At 65.5% G+C, this 19,868-nt stretch carries 16 protein-coding genes and 1 pseudogene; 9 read left to right on the top strand and 8 right to left on the bottom strand.

Going from position 1 to position 19,868, the window contains the following annotated elements:
- Positions 1–20: 20 nt before the first annotated feature.
- Entirely contained in the window at positions 21–1,127 is a 1,107-nt protein-coding gene (dnaN, locus tag C6P61_RS03945; RefSeq protein ID WP_105728624.1) for a DNA polymerase III subunit beta, read from the bottom strand.
- A 56-nt stretch (positions 1,128–1,183) separates the two neighbouring features.
- Positions 1,184–2,587 (bottom strand): chromosomal replication initiator protein DnaA, encoded by a 1,404-nt coding sequence (gene dnaA, locus C6P61_RS03940; protein ID WP_105728623.1) that lies wholly within the window; start codon positions 2,585–2,587, stop codon positions 1,184–1,186.
- Positions 2,588–2,835: 248 nt separating this feature from the next.
- On the opposite strand from dnaA, the gene rpmH reads away from it, so the two are divergent.
- From rpmH to mnmE, 5 genes and pseudogenes are all read left to right on the top strand, one after another.
- Positions 2,836–2,970 carry a 50S ribosomal protein L34 gene (gene rpmH, locus C6P61_RS03935; protein ID WP_105728622.1) on the top strand — a complete coding sequence of 45 codons (135 nt, stop codon included), beginning with the start codon at positions 2,836–2,838 and terminating at the stop codon, positions 2,968–2,970.
- A gap of 42 nt (positions 2,971–3,012) precedes the next feature.
- Positions 3,013–3,468, top strand: a complete 456-nt coding sequence (locus tag C6P61_RS03930) for a ribonuclease P protein component (protein ID WP_244908765.1) — start codon at positions 3,013–3,015, stop codon at positions 3,466–3,468.
- A 1-nt stretch (position 3,469) separates the two neighbouring features.
- A complete protein-coding gene (gene yidD / locus C6P61_RS03925) occupies positions 3,470–3,745 on the top strand; it encodes a membrane protein insertion efficiency factor YidD (RefSeq protein ID WP_105728695.1) in 276 nt (91 codons plus the stop codon).
- The gene (gene yidC / locus C6P61_RS03920) at positions 3,738–5,417 is read left to right on the top strand and encodes a membrane protein insertase YidC (RefSeq protein ID WP_105728620.1); all 1,680 of its coding nucleotides are present in this window, start codon (positions 3,738–3,740) and stop codon (positions 5,415–5,417) included. Before yidD ends, yidC begins: the two co-directional genes overlap by 8 nt.
- 108 nt (positions 5,418–5,525) lie before the next feature.
- Positions 5,526–6,979 (top strand): annotated as a pseudogene (gene mnmE, locus C6P61_RS03915) (tRNA uridine-5-carboxymethylaminomethyl(34) synthesis GTPase MnmE).
- Here mnmE and C6P61_RS03910 read toward each other — a convergent pair.
- The 3 genes from C6P61_RS03910 to C6P61_RS03900 form a co-directional block, all read right to left on the bottom strand.
- Positions 6,924–8,162 carry a Stealth CR1 domain-containing protein gene (locus C6P61_RS03910; protein ID WP_244908763.1) on the bottom strand — a complete coding sequence of 413 codons (1,239 nt, stop codon included), beginning with the start codon at positions 8,160–8,162 and terminating at the stop codon, positions 6,924–6,926. The pseudogene mnmE and the gene C6P61_RS03910 sit on opposite strands and share 56 nt — an antisense overlap.
- Before the next feature lie 48 nt (positions 8,163–8,210).
- A complete protein-coding gene (locus C6P61_RS03905) occupies positions 8,211–8,834 on the bottom strand; it encodes a heme-binding beta-barrel domain-containing protein (RefSeq protein WP_105728618.1) in 624 nt (207 codons plus the stop codon).
- 312 nt (positions 8,835–9,146) lie between these two features.
- A complete protein-coding gene (locus C6P61_RS03900; RefSeq protein ID WP_105728617.1) occupies positions 9,147–10,301 on the bottom strand; it encodes a GGDEF domain-containing protein in 1,155 nt (384 codons plus the stop codon).
- A gap of 249 nt (positions 10,302–10,550) precedes the next feature.
- Between C6P61_RS03900 and C6P61_RS18270 the strand changes: the two genes are divergently transcribed.
- Positions 10,551–12,539 carry a methyl-accepting chemotaxis protein gene (locus C6P61_RS18270; protein WP_105728616.1) on the top strand — a complete coding sequence of 663 codons (1,989 nt, stop codon included), beginning with the start codon at positions 10,551–10,553 and terminating at the stop codon, positions 12,537–12,539.
- A 9-nt stretch (positions 12,540–12,548) separates the two neighbouring features.
- On the opposite strand, the gene recX is transcribed toward C6P61_RS18270, so the two are convergent.
- Together recX and recA are read right to left on the bottom strand one after the other, a co-directional pair.
- Positions 12,549–13,133: a recombination regulator RecX gene (gene recX, locus C6P61_RS03890; protein WP_105728615.1), complete on the bottom strand. Its 585-nt coding sequence runs from the start codon at positions 13,131–13,133 to the stop codon at positions 12,549–12,551.
- Complete coding sequence (gene recA / locus C6P61_RS03885; RefSeq protein ID WP_105728614.1) at positions 13,130–14,218, bottom strand: recombinase RecA; 1,089 nt, start codon at positions 14,216–14,218, stop codon at positions 13,130–13,132. The genes recX and recA overlap by 4 nt, the downstream gene beginning before the upstream one ends.
- 140 nt (positions 14,219–14,358) lie before the next feature.
- Between recA and C6P61_RS03880 the strand changes: the two genes are divergently transcribed.
- The 3 genes from C6P61_RS03880 (at position 14,359) to C6P61_RS03870 (ending at position 17,076) form a co-directional block, all read left to right on the top strand.
- Positions 14,359–14,907 carry a MarR family winged helix-turn-helix transcriptional regulator gene (locus C6P61_RS03880; protein WP_105728694.1) on the top strand — a complete coding sequence of 183 codons (549 nt, stop codon included), beginning with the start codon at positions 14,359–14,361 and terminating at the stop codon, positions 14,905–14,907.
- 23 nt (positions 14,908–14,930) lie between these two features.
- Entirely contained in the window at positions 14,931–15,605 is a 675-nt protein-coding gene (locus tag C6P61_RS03875) for a response regulator (RefSeq protein WP_105728613.1), read from the top strand.
- A gap of 91 nt (positions 15,606–15,696) precedes the next feature.
- On the top strand, positions 15,697–17,076 hold the full coding sequence (locus tag C6P61_RS03870) for a sensor histidine kinase (protein ID WP_105728693.1): 1,380 nt from the start codon (positions 15,697–15,699) through the stop codon (positions 17,074–17,076).
- A 77-nt stretch (positions 17,077–17,153) separates the two neighbouring features.
- Here the strand turns inward: C6P61_RS03870 and C6P61_RS03865 are convergent, their stop codons facing one another.
- Complete coding sequence (locus tag C6P61_RS03865) at positions 17,154–19,868, bottom strand: DNA topoisomerase III (RefSeq protein ID WP_105728612.1); 2,715 nt, start codon at positions 19,866–19,868, stop codon at positions 17,154–17,156.

Below are 19,868 nucleotides of genomic sequence, written 5' to 3'. Positions count from 1 at the left end.
GGTCTGCCGGGTAGTCCGCCTCAGATGCGCATGGGCATCACGACATACTTGAAGTGTTCGTTGTCGGGGATGGTCAGCAGCGCCGAGCTGTTGCCGTCGTTGAGTTCGAGCCGGACCATGTCCTGGCTCATGTTGGACAGGGCGTCGATCAGGTAGCTGACGTTGAAGCCGATCTCGATCGCGCTGCCGTCGTACTGGATGTCGAGTTCGTCGACTGCCTCTTCCTGGTCGGCGTTGTTGGCGGCCACGCGCAGGCTGCCGCGCTCGAGGTTCAGGCGCACGCCCTTGAACTTCTCGCTCGTCATGATGGCGGCGCGCTGCAGCGCGGCCAGCAGCGCGGTGCGGCCCAGGATCACGATGTTGGGGTGGTTGCGCGGGATCACGCGGTTGTAGTCGGGGAACTTGCCCTCGACCAGCTTGGTGACGAACTCCATGCCCTCGAAGCGAAAGCGCGCCTGGTTGGCGGCGAACTGCAGCTCGATCGCGCCGTCCTTGTCCGACAGCAGGCGCTGCAGCTCGAGCACGGTCTTGCGCGGCAGGATGACTTCCTGTTTCGGCACTTCGACGTCGAGCTCGGCGCTGGCGAAGGCCAGCCGGTGGCCGTCGGTCGCGACCAGGCTCAGCTTGGTGCCTTCGGCGACGAACAGGATGCCGTTGAGGTAGTAGCGGATGTCGTGCACCGCCATCGAGAAGCTGACCTGGTTCAGCAGGCTCTTGAGCGTCTTCTGCGGCACGCTGAAGGCGGGGCCGAAGCTCGGCGCTTCCTGCACCAGCGGGAAGTCATCGGCCGGCAGCGTCTGCAGCGTGAACTTGGACTTGCCGCCCTTGAGGATCAGCTTGTTCTGCGCCGATTCCAGGCTCACGAGCTGGTCGGACGGCAGGGTACGCAGGATGTCGATCAGCTTGCGTGCGCCGACGGTGGTCGCGAAGGCGGCATCCTCGCCGCCGAGGTCGACCTGGGTCCGGATCTGGATCTCGAGGTCGGAGGTGGTCAGTTGCACCTCGCCGGCGGTCTTGCGGATCAGCACGTTGGCCAGCACCGGCAGGGTGTGGCGGCGTTCGACGATGCCCGCCACCGATTGCAGGGCGGCCAGCACTTTGTCCTGGGTCGACTGGAAGACGATCATGTTCAGGGCTTTCTTCTGTTTCCGTATGGGTCTGGGCCTAGCTTAAGCGATCCGGCTCAGCCCTTGAGGGTCTGTTCGAGTACATGCAGCTGCTGATTGAGCTCGCTGACGGTCTGGCGCTCGGCGGCGATCTTGCGCACCGCGTGCAGCACCGTGGTGTGGTCGCGACCGCCGAACAGCTCGCCGATCTCGGGCAGGCTCTTCTGCGTCAGTTCCTTGGCCAGGAACATCGCGATCTGGCGCGGCCGCGCGATGTTGGCCGGCCGCTTCTTCGAGTACATGTCGGCGATCTTGATCTTGTAGAAATCGGCGACGGTCTTCTGGATGTTCTCGACGCTGATCTGGCGATTCTGGATCGACAGCAGGTCCTTCAGCGCGTCGCGCGCGAGCTGGATCGAGACTTCCTTCTGGTTGAAGCGCGAGTAGGCCAGGATCTTGCGCAGCGCGCCTTCGAGCTCGCGCACGTTCGAGCGCACGTTCTTGGCGACGAAGAAGGCGACGTCCTCGGGCATGGAAGCGCCTTCGGACTCGGCCTTGCTGATCAGGATCGCGACCCGCATCTCGAGCTCGGGCGGTTCGATCGCGACCGTCAGGCCGGAGTCGAAACGCGAGACCAGGCGTTCATGGATGTCGGCCAGGCCCTTGGGGTAGGTGTCGCTGGTCATCACGATGTGGCTCTTCTTGGTCAGCAGCGCCTCGAAGGCGTTGAAGAACTCCTCCTGCGTGCGTTCCTTGTTGGCGAAGAACTGCACGTCATCGATCAGCAGCAGGTCGAGCGAGTGGTAGCGCTCCTTGAACTCGTCGAAGGTCTTCTTCTGGTAGGACTTGACCACATCGGTCACGAACTGTTCGGCGTGGATGTAGAGCGCCTTGGCGCCGGGCTTGTCGGCCAGCAGCTGGTTGCCGATCGCGTGCATCAGGTGGGTCTTGCCCAGGCCGACGCCGCCGTAGATGAACAGCGGGTTGTAGAGCTGGCCCGGGTTGTGCGCCACATGCATCGCGGCGGCGCGCGCCATCCGGTTGGCCGAGCCCTCGACCAGGGTCGCGAAGGTCAGCGCGTTGTTCAGGCGGTGCTTGTGTGTATCGACCTTGGCTTCCGGCACCGGACTGTCAGGCAGTTCGGCGAACACCGGCGGCTGATACATGTGCGCGCTGCGCTGCGTTGGCATGCTGGTGCGCTGGGCCGGCTCGCGCGCGGCCAGCGTGAGTTCGAGCATCACCTGGCGGCCAGCCGCGGCTTCCAGCGCAGCGCTGATCTTGCCGGCGTACTGGGCGCGAATCCAGTCCATCTTGAAGCGGTTGGCCACGGCCAGCGTGACCCGGTCGCCGCTTTCGGATACGCGCGCCAGCAGCGGGCGGATCCAGGTGTTGAACTGCTGTTCGGGGATCTCCTGCGCCAGCCGCTCGGTGCACGCTTGCCACAGGTCGGACGCATCGGGCAACAGGCTGGGTTGGCTCATGGGCAAGGGGGGGGAGGGTGTGGAAAAACACGGGAAAACTGCGGCGCGCGGGTCGCCGGGGTGCTGATTGTAGTGCTATCGGCGAGTTATCCACAAGCTGGAAAACCGCTCCGGCCGCCGCTTCGAGACAGTTCACGCGAAACAAGGTTTGTCTTTCGGGCCGTTTTTTGTGATAATCATGGGTTTTCCCAATACCGTCAAATTTCAACCCGGCGTGCTGACAGCGGTGCGCCCGACAGGAACCCATCATGAAACGCACCTATCAGCCCTCCAAAATCAAGCGCGCACGTACCCACGGCTTCCTGGTCCGCATGGCCACCAAGGGCGGTCGTGCCGTCCTGAACGCTCGCCGCGCCAAGGGCCGCAAGCGCCTGGGCGTCTAAGCCCCGGCGTCCCGGCGCACCGTGTCGGTCCTGCCGACCCCTGTGTCCACGCAACGCATCCTTCAGCGCGCCCAGTTCGACGCGGTGATGTCGTCCGGCCCTCCCGTGGCCAAGACGGTGCACTTCGCGCTCCACATGGCCAAAAGCCATGAGCCGGGCGGTGTACCGGACTTGTTTCCGGGTGGCGGCGCCTGGCTGGGTGTGCTCGTTCCCAAGCGCTGGGCGCGTCGCGCCGTGACCCGAAATACCCTGCGCCGGCAGATCTATGCCGTGGCGCGGGAATTGACCGCTGGCTTGCCGCAACTCCCGATGGTGGTGCGGCTGCGCAGCGGTTTTTCGCGTGACGATTTTCCGAGCGCGACCTCCGACGCGCTCAAGCGCGAGGCGCGCGCTGAACTGCAGCAACTGCTCGGCGAACGGCTGGCCAGGCGTCAGCGCGCACCGGCTGTCGCTGTGCCCGCAGCCCCGGCGCCCCAGGCTGACGATGCCGCTGCCTGACCTGCCCCGCCAGTGCCTGATGGCCCTGGTCAGGGCCTATCGGCTGCTGCTGAGCCCCTGGGTCGGCTCGGGCTGCCGTTTCGAACCGACTTGTTCCGCTTACTCCCTGCAGGCGCTTGAACGTCACGGCGCGGTGTTAGGCTCCTGGCTCACGCTCAGGCGGTTGGGCCGCTGCCATCCCTGGTGCGCCGGCGGCTGCGACCCTGTGCCTGAGCAGGCCCCGCGCCTGTTCTCCCGCCTCATTACCGACCCTACGGAAACGACCCGTCATGAGTGACATCCGCCGATCCATACTCTGGGTGATATTCGCCTTTTCCCTGGTCCTGCTCTGGGATGCGTGGCAGGTTCACAACGGCCGACCCAAGACCTTCTTCCCGGCGCCGCAGGACCAGCCGGCCGCCAGCGCGCCGGCAACCGGCACCCAGCCGGTCGCGGCCCTGCCCGGTGCGGCCCCTGCCGTGGCTGATGCTGCCACCGCGCCAGCGGTCCCGCGTCAGACCTATGTCGTCAGCACCGACTTGCTCAAGCTGAGCTTCGACAGCGAAGGCGGCTCCCTGATCGGCGCCGACCTGCTCAAGCACCTCAGCACGGGCCAGTCGACGCCGGTGCGCCTGCTGCTGCAGAACGACCAGCACACCTATGTGGCACAGACCGGCCTGCTCGGCAGCTCGGCCCTGCCCAACCACAAGGTGGCGATGCGCCTGGTCGGCCAGGCCCGCGATCTGGCCGAGGGCCAGGACAGCCTGAGCCTGCGCTTCGAGTCGGCCCCGGTCGGCGGCGTGGTGCTGGCCAAGACCTACACGCTCAAGCGTGGCGCCTATGACATCGCGGTCAAGCACGAGGTGATTAACCAGGGCGCGGCCCCGGTCTCGCCGCAGCTGTATCTGCAGCTGGTGCGTGACGGCCGCGAGGCTGGCAGCGACGTGCCGTTCGCCTCGACCTTCACCGGTCCGGCGGTCTACAGCGACGCGGCCAAGTTCCAGAAGATCGCCTTCGAGGACATCGACAAGAACAAGGCCGACTTCAGCAAGAGTGCCAATGACGGCTATGTCGCGATGGTGCAACACCATTTCGCCAGCGCCTGGCTGCTCGACGCCGGCGTCGCGCGCGAGAACTATGCCGAGAAGGTGCCGGGCGGCACCCTGTATCGTGCCGGCCAGAAGATCGAGCTCGGCGCGATTGCGCCCGGCCAGAGCAAGGCGGTCGAGGCACGCCTGTTCGTCGGTCCGCAGGAAGAGAAGGTGCTTGAGCAGCTGGCCCCGGGCCTGGAGCTGGTCAAGGACTATGGCTGGACGACCATCGTCGCCAAGCCGCTCTACTGGCTGCTCGAGAAGATCCATGCCTTCGTCGGCAACTGGGGCTGGGCAATCGTGCTGCTGGTGGTCGTGATCAAGGCCGCTTTCTACTGGCTCAACGCCAACGCCTACCGCAGCATGGCCAAGATGAAGGCGGTCAACCCGCGCATCCAGGAGATGCGCGAGCGTCTGAAGGACAAGCCGCAGCAGATGCAGCAGGAGATGATGCGCATCTACCGCGAGGAAAAGGTCAACCCGCTGGGCGGCTGCCTGCCGATCCTGATCCAGATCCCGGTCTTCATCGCGCTCTACACCGTGCTGCTGGCCAGCGTTGAGATGCGCGACGCGCCCTGGCTGGGCTGGATCACCGATCTGTCGTCCAAGGACCCGTTCTACATCCTGCCGGTGGTGCTGACGCTGACCACCATTGTCCAGACTGCGCTCAACCCGCTGCCGCCGGACCCGATGCAGGCCAAGATGATGTGGATCATGCCGCTGGTGTTCTCGGTCATGTTCTTCAGCTTCCCGGCCGGACTGGTGCTGTACTGGATCACCAACAACACGCTGACCATCCTGCAGCAGGCGCATATCAACAGCCGCATGGGTGTGCCGCTCAAGATCACGCTGCCGACCCAGCTGTTCAAGAAGGCCTGACAGGCCGATTCCCCGAGGGGCCGCGACAGCGGCCCTTTTTCATTGGCGGCGGGCGCTGTCCTGCCGTGCCGCCTTCTCCTCGTCCATTTTTTGTCCGAAACTCCTCACATGCTGTCGCGCCACCAGGACCCCATCGTCGCCATTGCCACCGCCCCAGGGCGCGGAGCCGTCGGCATCGTCCGCGTCTCTGGCCGCGGCCTGGACCGTCTGATACAGGCGCTTTGCGGCAAGCTGCTCAAACCGCGCGAGGCGACATACGGCCCGCTGCGCGATGCTGACGGCGGCGTGATCGACCACGGACTCGCGCTGCATTTCCCGGCGCCGCATTCCTATACCGGCGAGGACGTGCTCGAGCTGCAGGCGCATGGCGGGCCGGTGGTGCTGCAACTGCTGCTGGCGCGCTGCCTGGCCGCCGCGGCCGAGATCGACCCGGCGACGCAGCAGCCGCGCCTGGCCGGCCTGCGGCTGGCGCAACCCGGCGAGTTCACCGAGCGCGCCTTCCTGAACGACAAGATCGACCTGGCGCAGGCCGAGGCGATTGCCGACCTGATCGACGCCAGCACCGAGGCGGCTGCGCGCAGCGCCAGCCGTTCGCTTGCGGGCGAGTTCTCGCGCGAGGTCGGCCAGTTGCGCGAGGCCCTGGTCCATCTGCGCATGCTGGTCGAGGCCACGCTCGACTTCCCCGAGGAGGAGATCGATTTCCTGCAGAAGGCCGATGCGCAGGGCCAGCTCGACCGGCTGCAGGCGCGGCTGGGCCAGGTGATGCAGCGCACGCGCCAGGGCGCGCTGCTGCGCGAGGGCATCAAGGTGGTGATCGCGGGTCAGCCGAATGCGGGCAAGAGCTCGCTGCTCAACGCGCTGGCCGGCGCCGAGCTGGCGATCGTGACGCCGATCGCCGGCACCACGCGCGACGTGGTGCAGCAGACGATCCAGATCGAGGGCGTGCCGCTGCACGTGATCGACACCGCCGGCCTGCGCGAGGGCGAGGGCATCGACGAGGTCGAGCGCATCGGCATTGCGCGCGCCTGGGGCCAGATCGAGGGCGCCGACGCCGTGCTGCTGCTGCACGACCTGACCCGGATCGGCCAGCCCGAGTACGACGCGGCCGAGCGTGAGATCGCCGCCACGCTCGAATCCCGGCTGCCGGCGCGGGTGCCGGTGTCGATGTCTGGAACAAGGCCGATGCCGGCCTGGCGCTGGCCCCGCTGGCGGCAGCAGGCCTGGAACCCGTGGCCGGACACGCGCCGCATGAGCAGCTGCGCCTGTCGGCGAAAACCGGCGCCGGCCTCGACGCGCTCAGGAAGCGCCTGCTCGAACTCGCTGGCTGGCAGGGCGGCGGCGAGGGCCTCTACATTGCGCGTGAGCGCCATGTCCAGGCGCTGCGCCAGGTCGGCGAGCATCTGGAAGTGGCCAACCTGCTGCTGGCCCAGCAGGCGCAGGCGCTCGACCTGCTGGCCGAGGAACTGCGGCTGGCGCAGAACGCCCTGAACCAGATCACGGGTGCCTTCAGCTCGGACGATCTGCTGGGTGTGATCTTCTCGTCGTTCTGTATTGGCAAATAGCCTGCGCTTCGCTGCCCTGCAGCCTGTCGGGGCATTCCAGGGTCATTGCGCGCTCAAAGCCTGACGGATTGGGCAGGATGGACTGCAGCACCGTCAGCACGTTCTGCAAGCGCGGGTCGCTGGTCTGCGCATCGTCAGTGGTGTCGTTGATGCAGAAGAAATCCAGTGCGCCGAATTCGGCCAGCAGGGCCTGCAGCTGCTCGTGCTGGTCCGCTGCGCCGGTCGAGACATAGCGATGGCGATAAGGCCGCAGGCTGGCCAGCCCATGCGCCAAGGCCCAGCGCAGCACGAAGTCCGAAATGATGGTCGGCTTGTCCCAGCTGCGAAACACGGTCGACCTGACGCTGGCGAACAGCTCGGGGGCGGTGTGCTCCAGCTCCAGCAAGACTGATTTCAGCATCGGCCGCGGCGAATGGGCAAAGGTGCGAAAGGTGTTCCGGTACAGCGGATCTGGCTCGCGCCCCGCAGCCGTGCCGCTGCTGGCCCTGTCGGTCAGCCACTGGATCGACAGCCGGCAGGCATTTTCCAGCGAGGTGGCGTCCATGCGCATGGCTTCGTCACTGACCTCCGGCTCGTCGGACCAGGTGACATGAAAGCCATCCGGACTGAACCAGTCGTCCGGGCGCACCGGGGCGCCAAAGAACACGTCGTCGTTGAAGTAGAAATAGCGTTCCGACAGGCCGGGGATATGGTGAATCCAGGACTCGATATGCCCCGAGTCAAAGGTCGGCAACGACGCCGCGGGTATCAGGTCACGGTGGTCGACCAGGGTCAGGCGCTCCGAGGGGCGCAACCAGTCGGGCCGCTGGCCGTCGGTGACGAGGTAGACATGACCATGCTGCGGGAAGAACTTCTCGAGCGCACGCAGGCTGTAGCGCAGCTCATGGTTGTCACGAAACCGGCCCTCCACATTGCTGTAGCGCGCCATGGCGGCGCTGGAGTCACTGCCGAGCTGCTGCAGGGCTGCCTGGCGTTTGGCGCGCCAGGTCGCATCGTTCCCGTCAACCCATAAATAAACGATATCGATGGGCGAACCGTGCGGCATGTCTGTGTCAGATTTTTTAAAGCTGCCGAGTCTAGCAGCGCCTCTGTGCTGCCGCTGCGCAATGACCCCCGGGCGGCGAGGGCCTCTGCCGCGCAGCAAAAAAGCAATGGGGCCGGCATCAAAATGATGCGGCCCCATGCAGCGGTCGTGATCCCAGGCACAACACCCTGGTCTCACCGCCTTGGCTTATTGGGCGGGCTTGTCAGCAACTTTTCGCAAGACATTCGAGTCGGCATGGCTGAACTTATTGCCGTAGATGTTCAACGCCGTGATTTGTGAATAACTCAGGGTATTGTCCGGGTTGATGTTCATGCCAATCGAGAAGCCTTCGGTCTTGGCATTCTTGCGCATGAATTCGGTTTCGGCAAAAGCGGTCTTGGTGCTGGCGCTGAATTCATCCTTCTTGTTCAGCTCCCCTTCGGCAGAGACGCACACCCCACGCGGTACGCAGAAGGAGTAGATGACCTTGGCGTTCTTCTTGTCCCAAATCAGGTAGCCCAGCTGGTCATGGAACTGTTGCTGGTCTGACTTGCGGAAAACCTGCTGGCGAACGGTGAGGGCCTCCAGATCTTGCTCGCTGGCATTGGTGGCCGCCGGGCCGGCCAGGATTTCAATGCGCTCGAAGAACGGACTGACGGCAGCCGAGCCAGGCGCACGGGTTTTTTTCTGTGCCGGTGACACATCCACCCCTTGATCGCCTTCCCAGACACCAATGAAGCGGCTCAGGGGATTGACATCTTGCGCATGAGCTTGGGTGACCAAACCTGCGCCAGTCACGGTCAATACTATCAATAAGTTTTTGATTTTCATATTTCCCTTTTAATATAGCGATTTTATCGATTGCCAGGCAAGAATTTGCTTGCAATTTTTCGCCAATTGACATCGGGTTGAACAACAAGAAAGTTCAATCAATGACAGTCAGGCATCTATCAACTGTAAAGATGAACATTAAGCTCAGATTAAGCTGAGGCAATCTGAATTCCGTGGGCGCCTGCATGAGCCGGGCCGCACTGCGGTTGGATACGGCTTTGTCTTTCAGGTACAGGCATGGCTGCAAAAGAGCTAGCAAATCCCTATGTCTTCTCCATGAAAACATAGGGATTGCAAGCTTCCTATCGACGGCTAGGCCAGCTCGACCCGGTTGCGCCCCTTGGCCTTGGCCCGGTACATCGCCTCGTCCACCCGCTGCAGGGCGGCTTCCTGCGTTTCGCCCTTGGCGATCAGCGTCACGCCTATGCTCACGGTCAAGGCGATCGGGCCATGCGGGCCGGCGACCGGTTGTGATTCGATCAGCGCGCGCAGTCGTTCGGCGACGCATGCCGCCGCCTCGAGTCCGGTATTGGGCAGGAAGATGACGAATTCCTCCCCGCCGACGCGGCCGATCACATCCTCGTTGCGCAGATGTTCGGTGGTCAGCTGGACGAAGTGGCGCAAGGCCTGGTCTCCGCTGCCGTGACCCCAGGTATCGTTGATGCGCTTGAAATGGTCCAGGTCCAGCCCCAGCAGCGACAAGGGTGAGTTCATGCGCTGCATCAGGTTGACTGACTTGTCGAGCAGGGTCATGAACGAGCGGCGGTTGTAGATGCTGGTCAGCGGGTCGCGCTCGGCGAAATGCCGCAGCTCGGCCGTGATATGGGCATTGGCCAGCATCACGACCCCGAAGGCACGCATGACCAGCACGACGATGGATTCGATCAGCACGAACTGCGCGACGAAATCCAGCCGCTCCAGGTCGGTCGGGTGGGTCTGGATCAGCAGCAGGCTCAGGCTGGTCGCCAGCAGCGCCAGCCCATGGGTGCCGCAGGCCAGGGTGAACAGGTAGCGTTCCGGCTGCCTTCTGATCTCTGCCGACAGCATCGCCAGCGCGCTCAGCAGCATCAGCGTGCCGCCGGCTCCCAGGATCAGCGCCAGGCGCAGCCGGGGCTCGGGCTGCTGCCAGGTCAGGTAGCTCGCCAGACCCAGCACGATGAGCAGTGCCCAGCCGAAGCAGGTCCGCGTCCAGGGTCGTCGGCCGGTATAGATCTGGGTCGCTACCAGGTTCAGCCAGGCCGAGGTGAAGAGCAGGACTTGCGAGACGATGACCGCCGGCCCCTCGGGGACATGGGGCCTGAGCAGGAAGCTGACACAGAGCAGCAGGCCACAGAGGTAGGAATAGGCCCAGGCGCGCAAGCCGGGAATCTCCCGGTTCGCCTGCTGCACGGCAAACAGCACGACGGTCATGATCACGACCAGGATCACTGTCAGGAGCATCAGGATCTGGAAGGTCGGGCTGTTCATGTCTGGGTTTTCGTGTCGATGCCTGTCACTGTGCCACAGGGATGCCGGTCCATGGCCTGTGCCAGGGCTCGGCCGCCCGGTAGCGGCCCATGTTTAGCGAGGACGACCTGGGCGGACCGCCCAAGTCTTTGGCTTGAGAATGGGTAATTCACAGGTAAATCTTGATTTATATCAAATTAATTTAAGCAAATTAAACAATTAATGTCTTATCTTTAATAAAATTGAATGTTTTACGGAATATAACGCAATATGAGCAAAGGAAAGTGGAACTGGCATCAGCTCGGACTGGGTGCCAAGATAGCGGGTGGTAATTTCTTGCTGGTGACCACGGTCCTGGTGGTGTTGGTGACCCTGATCAGCGTGGTGGTGTCGCGCGAGATGGAACACCAGGCCGAGCAGGAACTGGCTGGCAGGACCAGGATGCTCGCGGAGTTCGTGGAGGCCAGTGACACCGACTTGCAGCGCCGCATTGCCGCGTTGGCGCAGGTGTTGGTCGATAATCTGCCGGGCAATCTGGAGCTCGATACCGCTACCGTCCAGATCAAGGAGATCGCGACGCCGGTCCTCAAGCTCGACGGCCGCCCGCTGAATCTGAATTTCCAGACCGTCGATCACTTCACGGCCATGACGGGCAGCGTGGCCACGATCTTCGCCAAGACGGGCGACGATTTCGTGCGCATCAGCACCTCGCTGAAGAATGAACAGGGCGAGCGGGTCGTCGGCACCTTGCTCGATCGGAATCACCCGGCTTACACACAGGTGCGGGCCGGCAAGCGTTATGTGGGCCAGGCGACCCTGTTCGGTCGCCGCTACATCACCCAGTACGACCCGATTCAGAATCAAAATGGGCAGGTGATCGGCCTGACCTTTGTCGGCCTCGATTTCTCGGAAATCTTCAGCAGCCTCAAGCAGGCGATCAAGCAACTCAAGGCCGGCAGTTCGGGCTACTACTATGTGCTCGACGCGCAGCCGGGCCCGAACTACGGCACCCTGCTGGTGCATCCGGCGCAAGAAGGGAAAAATGTGCTGGAGGCCAAGGACTCCAGCGGTCGCCCGTTCATCAAGCAGATGCTGGAGCAGAAGAACGGCCTCGTGCGCTACCCCTGGATCAATGCGACGCTGGGCGAGACTCGGGTGCGTGAAAAAGTGGCGGCCTATGCGTTCTACCCGAACTGGAACTGGGTGATCGCCGGTGGCACCTATGTCGAGGAATACACGACCAAGACCCAGCGCTTGTTGGGTTATGTGGTCTGGCTGGGCCTGGCGGCGGTGCTGGCGCTGTCGGGGATTGGTTTCGTGTTGATGCGCCGCATGGTGGTTCGGCCGCTGGCGCAGGTCAGCGCGGTGGCCGATACCCTGGCCAAGGGCGATTTGACGGCCCGACTGGTCACGACCCGCCAGGATGAGATCGGCACCCTGATGCAAGCGATCAACCACATGGGCCATGGGCTGAGCCAGGTGGTGCAAACGGTGCGCGACCGAGCCGAGGGTGTGGCGAGCGCCGCCGCCCAGATCGCCCAGGGCAATCTGGACCTGAGCCAGCGCACCGAACGCCAGGCCAGCGCGCTGGAGCAGACCGCCGCCTCGATGGAGGAGTTGGGCTCGACCGTGCGGCGCAATACCGACAGCGCCCGCAACGCCAACCAGTTGGCCTTGAGTGCCCGTGACGTGGTGACCGAGGGCGGCCAGGCGGTGATCCAGGTGGTCGATACCATGAAGGGCATCAATGCCGCCAGCCAGCGCATCTCCGACATCATCGGCGTGATCGACGGCATTGCCTTCCAGACCAACATCCTGGCCTTGAACGCGGCGGTCGAGGCGGCGCGTGCTGGTGAGAATGGCCGGGGTTTCGCGGTGGTCGCGTCCGAGGTCCGTTCGCTCGCCGGTCGTTCGGCCGAGGCCGCCCGAGAGATCAGGGACCTGATCACGGCCAGTGTCAAGCGGGTCGAACAGGGCGATGTGTTGGTGGACCACGCCGGCCACACCATGCAGGACGCCGTCGACAGCATCCAGCGCGTGACAGCGATCATGGCTGAAATCAGCGTCGCCAGCCTGGAGCAAAGCTCAGGCGTGATCCAGGCGGGCGAGGCGCTTTCCCACATGGACCAGGCGACCCAGCAGAATGCTGCCCTGGTGGAGGAAGTGGCCGCCGCCGCCGCCAGCCTGCGCAGCCAAGCGGATGAACTGGTGCATGCGGTCGCGGTGTTCCGCCTGGAGTCGGATCAGGCCGGCGGCTGATCCGCGACCTCAGTCTTCGTCCGCGCCCTCGATCGCCTTCCTGATCGTTTCGCCCGAGAAGCCGCGCGCGGCCAGGAAGCGCATCTGCCTGGCGCGCTCGGCGGCATCGGCCGGGGGTTGGCCGAACTTGCGGCGCCAGACTTCGCGCGCGCGTTCCAGCTCGGTCGCGCGCAGCGATTCGACCGCCTCGCGCACCACCGCGTCGTCCAGGCCCTTGGCCTGCAGTTCGGCCTTGACGCGGCTGGCGCCGAGCTTGGCCGATCTGCGGTGCAGCAGGCTGTCGGCCACGCGTTCGTCGCTGATGAAGCCGCGCGCGGTCAGCGCGTCGAGCGCCTCGGCCAGCTCGCCTTCGCGCGTCTCGTGCGAGCTGAGCTTGCGCTCGAGTTCGAGGCGCGAATGCTCGCGCATCGACAGCAGCCGCAGCGCCCGGCCCTTGAGCGAGAGCTCGGGCCGGCTGCGTCTGGCCGGGGCTTCTTCAGCCGCCCCAGCCGCCCCAGCCGCCTCGGCCGTCTCGTCGGCGGGCGCCTGGGCGCTGTCGGCGTCGGACCGCTCAGGCCGGCGGCGGGCCGGGTCGGGGCGGCGCCAGCCTGTCATGCGGCGTCGGACGGATCGATTTCGTCGCTGGCCGCACCGCGCTTGACGCTGGCCGGATCGAAGGCGGGCAGGGCCGGCACGCCGAGCGCGACGCGGATCTTGTTCTCGATCTCGTGTGCGAGCTGCGGGTTTTCGCGCAGGAACTCGCGCGAGTTCTCGCGGCCCTGGCCGATCTTCTCGCCCTGGTAGGCGTACCAGGCTCCCGACTTGTCGACCACCTTCTGTGCCACGCCGAGGTCGATGATCTCGCCCTCGCGGCTGATGCCCTCGCCGTAGAGGATGTCGAACTCGGCGGTCTTGAATGGCGACGCGACCTTGTTCTTGACCACCTTGACCTTGGTCTCGCTGCCGACGACTTCCTCGCCCTTCTTGATCGAGCCGATGCGGCGGATGTCGATCCGCACCGAGGCGTAGAACTTGAGCGCGTTGCCGCCGGTGGTGGTCTCGGGGCTGCCGAACATGACGCCGATCTTCATGCGGATCTGGTTGATGAAGATGACCATGCAGTTGGTCTTCTTGATCGTCGCGGTCAGCTTGCGCAGCGCCTGGCTCATCAGGCGGGCCTGCAGGCCGGGCAGGCTGTCGCCCATGTCGCCCTCGATCTCGGCCTTCGGCGTCAGCGCGGCGACCGAGTCGATCACGATCAGGTCGACCGCGCCCGAGCGCACCAGGCTGTCGACGATCTCGAGCGCCTGCTCGCCGGTGTCGGGCTGGCTGATCAGCAGGTCGTGCGGGTTGACGCCGAGCTTCTGCGCGTACTGGACGTCGAGCGCGTGCTCGGCATCGACGAAGGCGCATTGGCCGCCGACCTTCTGCATCTCGGCGATGACCTGCAGCGTCAGCGTGGTCTTGCCCGAGGATTCCGGGCCGTAGATCTCGATCACCCGGCCGCGCGGCAGGCCGCCGACGCCGAGTGCGACATCGAGGCCGAGCGAGCCGGTCGAGACGACCTGGATGTCCTCGACTTTCTCGCCTTCGCCCAGGCGCATGATGGCGCCCTTGCCGAATTGTTTCTCGATCTGTGCCAGTGCGGCTTGCAGTGCCTTGGCCTTTTCGGTGTTCAGGGTCTTGTTCGGTGCGTCCATGGCGGGCTCCTTGAAAAAACAATGGGTTGCAGCACCCTGGAGCGGATTTTCCGGATCGCCTGGAGTGCTTGGGATGCAGTGTAGCGAGTAATTGAAAATAAAAAACCTGTTTTTTAGTCAGTTTGCATTACCATTTGACCATGGAAAAAAGCCTGGATTCCGCTGCCCTGGACGAGGGCTGGCGGCTGACCCACATGGGCCGCTTGCTGGGCCACGCCCTGCGCCGTTTCGACGAACGGGTGCTCGAACTGATGGCGCATGCGCTCGATGTGCCGCTGGCGCTGTCCAACCTGGCCGCGCGCGGCCAGGTCGGTGCGGCGCATGTGCACATCACGCGCCATCTGCCGCTGGCCGGCGCGCGCCTGACCGAACTCGCGCAGAGCGCGGGCATGAGCAAGCAGGCGATGGCCGATCTGGTCGATCAGTGCGAGGCCTGGGGCCTGGTGCGGCGCGAGCCCGACTTGCTCGACGCGCGTGCGCGCCGCATCCGCTTCACGCCGGTCGGGCTCGAGTGGCTGCAGGCGTTCCGGCTCGCGGTGCAGCAGGCCGAGGCCGAGTTCCGCGACCAGGTCGGCGCACCGGTCGCCACCGTGGTCGCGATCGGCCTGGAGGCCTACGCCAACGGCTACCAGGCCGATCGCCGGCCGTCGCGCACGCGCGGGCAGGCCGCGGGCCGAGGCCTAAAATAGTGTGCATAACAAGAGGAGATTCCATGCGCATCCTGATTGCAGAAGACGACCAGGTCCTGGCCGATGGCCTGTTGCGCACCTTGCGCGCAGCCGGTGCCGCGGTCGATCACGTCGCCAGTGGCAGCGAAGCCGATGCGGCGCTGATGACCAACCACGAGTTCGATCTGCTGATCCTCGACCTCGGATTGCCCAAGATGCACGGGCTCGAAGTGCTCAAGCGCCTGCGCTCGCGCGGCTCGACGCTGCCGGTACTGATCCTGACCGCCGCCGACAGCGTCGAGGACCGGGTCAAGGGCCTGGACTATGGCGCCGACGACTACATGGCCAAGCCTTTCGCGCTGCAGGAGCTCGAGGCGTGCGTGCGCGCGCTGACGCGTCGCGGCCTGGGCGGCGCCACCAGCCAGATCAAGCATGGACCGCTGCTCTATGACCAGGCCGGCCGTGTCGCCAGCATCGACGGCAAGATGATCGACCTGTCGGCGCGCGAGCTCGGGCTGCTCGAGGTGCTGCTGCAGCGCGCGGGCCGCCTGGTCAGCAAGGACCAGCTGGTCGAGCGCCTGTGCGAATGGGGCGAGGAGGTCAGCAACAACGCGATCGAGGTCTATATCCACCGCCTGCGCAAGAAGATCGAGAAGGGACCGATCCGGATCGCGACCGTGCGCGGGCTGGGCTATTGCCTTGAAAAAATTCCTGGCTGATTCCGACCGTCCGGCCCGTCAGCGCGGTACGACCGCGTTCGGGCTGTTCCAGCGCGAGCAGCGCAGCCTGTTCGGCGAGATCCTGGACTGGATGCTGACGCCCTTGCTGCTGCTGTGGCCGCTGTCGCTGGCGCTGACCTGGTTCGTGGCCCAGGGCATTGCCAACAAGCCGTTTGACCGCGCGCTCGAGTTCAACCTGCAGGCGCTGACCCAGTTCGTCGTGCTGCGCAGCGAGCAGCCGCAGTTCAACCTGACCCCGCAGGCGCGCGACCTGCTGCGCGCCGACGACACCGATCAGATCTTCTACGCGGTGCGCAAGGCCGATGGCCAGTTCATCAGCGGCGATCCCGAGTTCCCGGCGCCGCCCAACTATGTGCTGCCCGATGCCGGCCATGTGCGCCTGCGCGACGACCAGATCCGCGGCGAGGAGGTGCGGGTGGCCTACACCTGGATCGCGCGCGGCGAGCGCGAGGAGCAGCTGGTGCTGCTGCAGGTCGCCGAGACGCTGGGCAAGCGCTCGCGGCTGGCGACCGAGATCATCAAGGGCGTGATGGTGCCGCAGTTCGTCACCTTGCCGCTGGCGGTGCTGCTGGTCTGGATGGCGCTGGTGCGCGGCATCCGGCCGCTCAACGAGCTCGAGCAGCGCATCCGCGCGCGCAAGCCCGACGACCTGAGCCCGCTCGAGCAGGAGTCGATCCCGCAGGAGGTGACGCCGCTGGTGGGTTCGATCAACGACCTGCTGGAGCGCCTGGCGGTGTCGCTGACGACGCAGCGGCGCTTCCTGGCCGATGCCGCGCACCAGCTGCGCACGCCGCTGGCGGGCCTGCGCATGCAGGCCGACATGGCGCTGCGCGCGCAGGATACCGAGGAAGTCAGGCGCTGCCTGCAGCAGATCACGCGCTCGAGCGTGCGCGCGACCCATACCGTCAACCAGCTGCTGTCGCTGGCGCGTGCCGAGACCACCGGGCGCGCGCTGCCAAGCGAGCCGGTTGACCTCGGCGACCTGGCGACCGAGGTGATCGCCGATTCCTTCCCGCTGGCGCAGGACAAGCGGATCGACCTCGGCTACGAGGGGCCGGACCGCATACCCGAGTCCTGCCGGCTCGATGGCAACCCGACCCTGCTGCAGGAACTGGTGCGCAATCTGGTCGACAACGCGATCCACTACACGCCAGCCGGCGGCGTGGTGACGGTGCGAGTGCTGCTCGATGGCGACAGCGGGGGCCAGCAGCTCGAGGTCGAGGACAACGGCCCCGGCATCCCGGAGGCCGAGCGCGAGCTGGTGTTCCAGCCCTTCTACCGCGTGCTGGGCAGCAACGTCGATGGCTCGGGCCTGGGGCTGGCCATCGTCAGCGAGGTCGCGCAGCAGTACCGCGCCCAGGTCGAGCTGGCCGATGCGCGCCCGGAGCAGGCCACGCGCCGCGGACTCAAGGTCACGGTGCGCTTTCCGCCGCGTCAGCGGGCTGAGTGAGCGTCAGGTCGCTCTGGCGCAGGCACGAGGTCAGGCACCGCCGCGCCTGACCCGTCCACCTGGCGCTGGCGTCAGGCTCAGGCGACGGTTTTGGCCGTCTTCTTCGCCGCCGCCTTTTTCGCCGGGGCTTTCTTGGCGGCTGCCTTCTTCGCTGGCGCCTTCTTGGCGGCGGTCTTGCGCGGCGGGTACTTGCTCTCGCGCGGCTCGAACTCGAAGCCGACCTTGCCGGCCTCGGCATCCCAGGCCAGGAAGGCCTTGAAGGCGCGCTTGGTCTTGTTCGAGACGAACTTCTCGAGCAGGTCGGTCTTGCCGGTCGCCAGCAGCTTGCTCATCTGCTCGGGCGCGATCTCCTGCTGCAGGATGGTGGTGCCGCTCTTGAAGTCGCAGCTCGGCGCGGCCTGCTCGAGTGTCGGCACCGCTCGTGCGCAGACATAGTTGCTGCCATGCACATGGACCGGGCTGCCGCAGCGGGGGCAGGCGCCAAGCGACTCGCGGCCGCTGAAGTCGGCCAGCTCGCCGGTTTCCTCGTCCTTCTTGTCGCCGAAGTCGAACTCGAGCTTCCAGTTCTGGTCCTCGTCGCTGAACTTGAGCGCCAGCTCGGCCACGAACGGCCAGCCGGCCTTGGAGCGGAAGCCTTCGAGCGGGCCGATATGCTTGTCGGCCAGGAAGGCGTCGGCCTCCTCGATCTCGAAGGTGCGCCCGGCCGGCGACTTGCCGAACGAGAAGCCGCAGCCGTCGGACTTGCCGTCGGCGCCGCAACAGGCGTAGCGGCGGTAGTTTTCCTTCACCACGCCGCCGCAGTTCGGGCAGGGCGTCTGCAGCGTGGCGTAGTTGCCCGGCACGCTGTCGCGGTCGTATTCCTTGGCCTTCTTGACCATGCGCTCGGTCATGGTCGCGATCTCGCGCATGAAGGCTTCGCGGCTGAGCTGGCCCTGTTCCATCAGTGACAGCTTGTGCTCCCACTCGCCGGTCAGCGCCGGCTTGGACAGTTCCTCGACCCCGAGCCCGCGCAGCAGCGTCATGAGCTGGAACGCCTTGGCGGTCGGGATCAGCTCGCGGCCTTCGCGCAGCATGTATTTCTCGGTCAGCAGGCCTTCGATGATGGCGGCGCGCGTGGCCGGCGTGCCCAGGCCCTTGTCCTGCATCGCGCTGCGCAGCTCGTCGTCGTCGATCAGCTTGCCGGCGCCTTCCATCGCGCCCAGCAGCGTGGCTTCGCTGTAGCGCGCCGGCGGGCGGGTCTTGAGGGCCTTCGGCGCCGCCTCGCGCGTCGCGACCGTCTCGCCCGGCTGTACCGGCACCAGGTTCTGGCCCTTGTCGCCAGCGGCGGCATCGGCCACGTCCTCGGCCGCTTCCTTGCCGTAGACCGCCATCCAGCCCGGCTTGACCAGCACCTTGCCCTCGGTCTTGAAATGGTGGGTCGTGCCCGCAGCCTCGACCTTGCTGATGCGGGTCGTGACCATGAATTCGGCCACCGGGAAGAACACCGCCAGGAAGCGGCGCACCACCAGGTCGTACAGCTTCTGTTCGGCCTCGGACAGGCCGCTCGGGGCCTGCAGCGTCGGGATGATCGCGAAGTGGTCGCTGACCTTGCTGTTGTCGAACACGCGCTTGCTCGGCTTGACATAGCCGTTGTTGAGCGCCACCAGCGCGTGCGGCGCCAGGTGGTTCAGCTGGCTGGCGGCGATCATCTCGAAGGTCTCCTTGACCGTCGGCAGATAGTCTTCCGGCAGCGCACGCGAGTCGGTACGCGGGTAGGTCAGCGCCTTGTGCTTTTCGTACAGGCTTTGCGCCAGCGCCAGCGTGGTCTTGGCCGAGAAGCCGAAGCGGCCGTTGGCCTCGCGCTGCAGGCTGGTCAGGTCGTAGAGCAGGCCGCTGGCCTGGGTGGTCGGCTTGGACTCCTCGCTCACGCTGGCGGGCTGGCCGCGCACGGCGTCGGCGATCTGCTGCGCCTGTTGCCCGTTCCAGACCCGGTCGGCCCTGAGCTCAGGGTCGGCGCCTTCGTCACCGCTCTTGGCCGAGGGCTTCTTGAACGCCGGGTCGAACCACTTGCCCGGGTAGTCGCCGGCCTGGGCGCCAAAGGTGGCGTGGATTTCCCAATAGTCGCGGCTGCGGAAGGCGCGGATCTTTTCCTCGCGCTCGACCACCACTGCCAGCGTCGGCGTCTGGACCCGACCGACGGTGGTCAGGAAGAAGCCGCCGTCGCGCGAGTTGAACGCCGTCATGGCGCGGGTGCCGTTGATGCCGACCAGCCAGTCCGCTTCCGAGCGGCTGCGCGCGGCGTCAGCCAGCGGACGCATCTGCTCGTCGCTGCGCAGCTGCTGGAAGCCGTCGCGGATCGCCTGCGGCGTCATCGACTGCAGCCACAGTCGCTGCACCGGCTTGCCCAGCGGCTTGGCGCCGCCGGCGTATTGCTCGATCAGGCGGAAGATCAGTTCGCCCTCGCGCCCGGCGTCGCAGGCGTTGATCAGCGCGCCGACGTCCTTGCGCTTGGCTAATCGGACCACTGCCGACAGGCGCGACTTGCTCTTGTCGATCGGTTTCAGGTCGAAATGCGGCGGGATCACCGGCAGGTGGGCAAAGCTCCACTTGCCGCGCTTGACGTCGTAGGCCTCGGGCGCGGCGATCTCGACCAGATGGCCGACCGCCGAGCTGACGACATAGTGCTCGCTCTCGAAATGGTCCTCGTGCTTCTCGAACTTGCCCGCCAGGGGCGTGAGCGCACGGACGATGTCCTGGGCGACTGAAGGTTTCTCGGCAATGACCAAGGTTTTGGTAAGACCAGCGGTTTTCAT

Origin of the sequence: Malikia spinosa (assembly GCF_002980625.1) — a bacterium.
GTDB classification, from domain to species: domain Bacteria; phylum Pseudomonadota; class Gammaproteobacteria; order Burkholderiales; family Burkholderiaceae_C; genus Malikia; species Malikia spinosa.
This window is presented reverse-complemented; position numbering and strand designations above follow the sequence as displayed.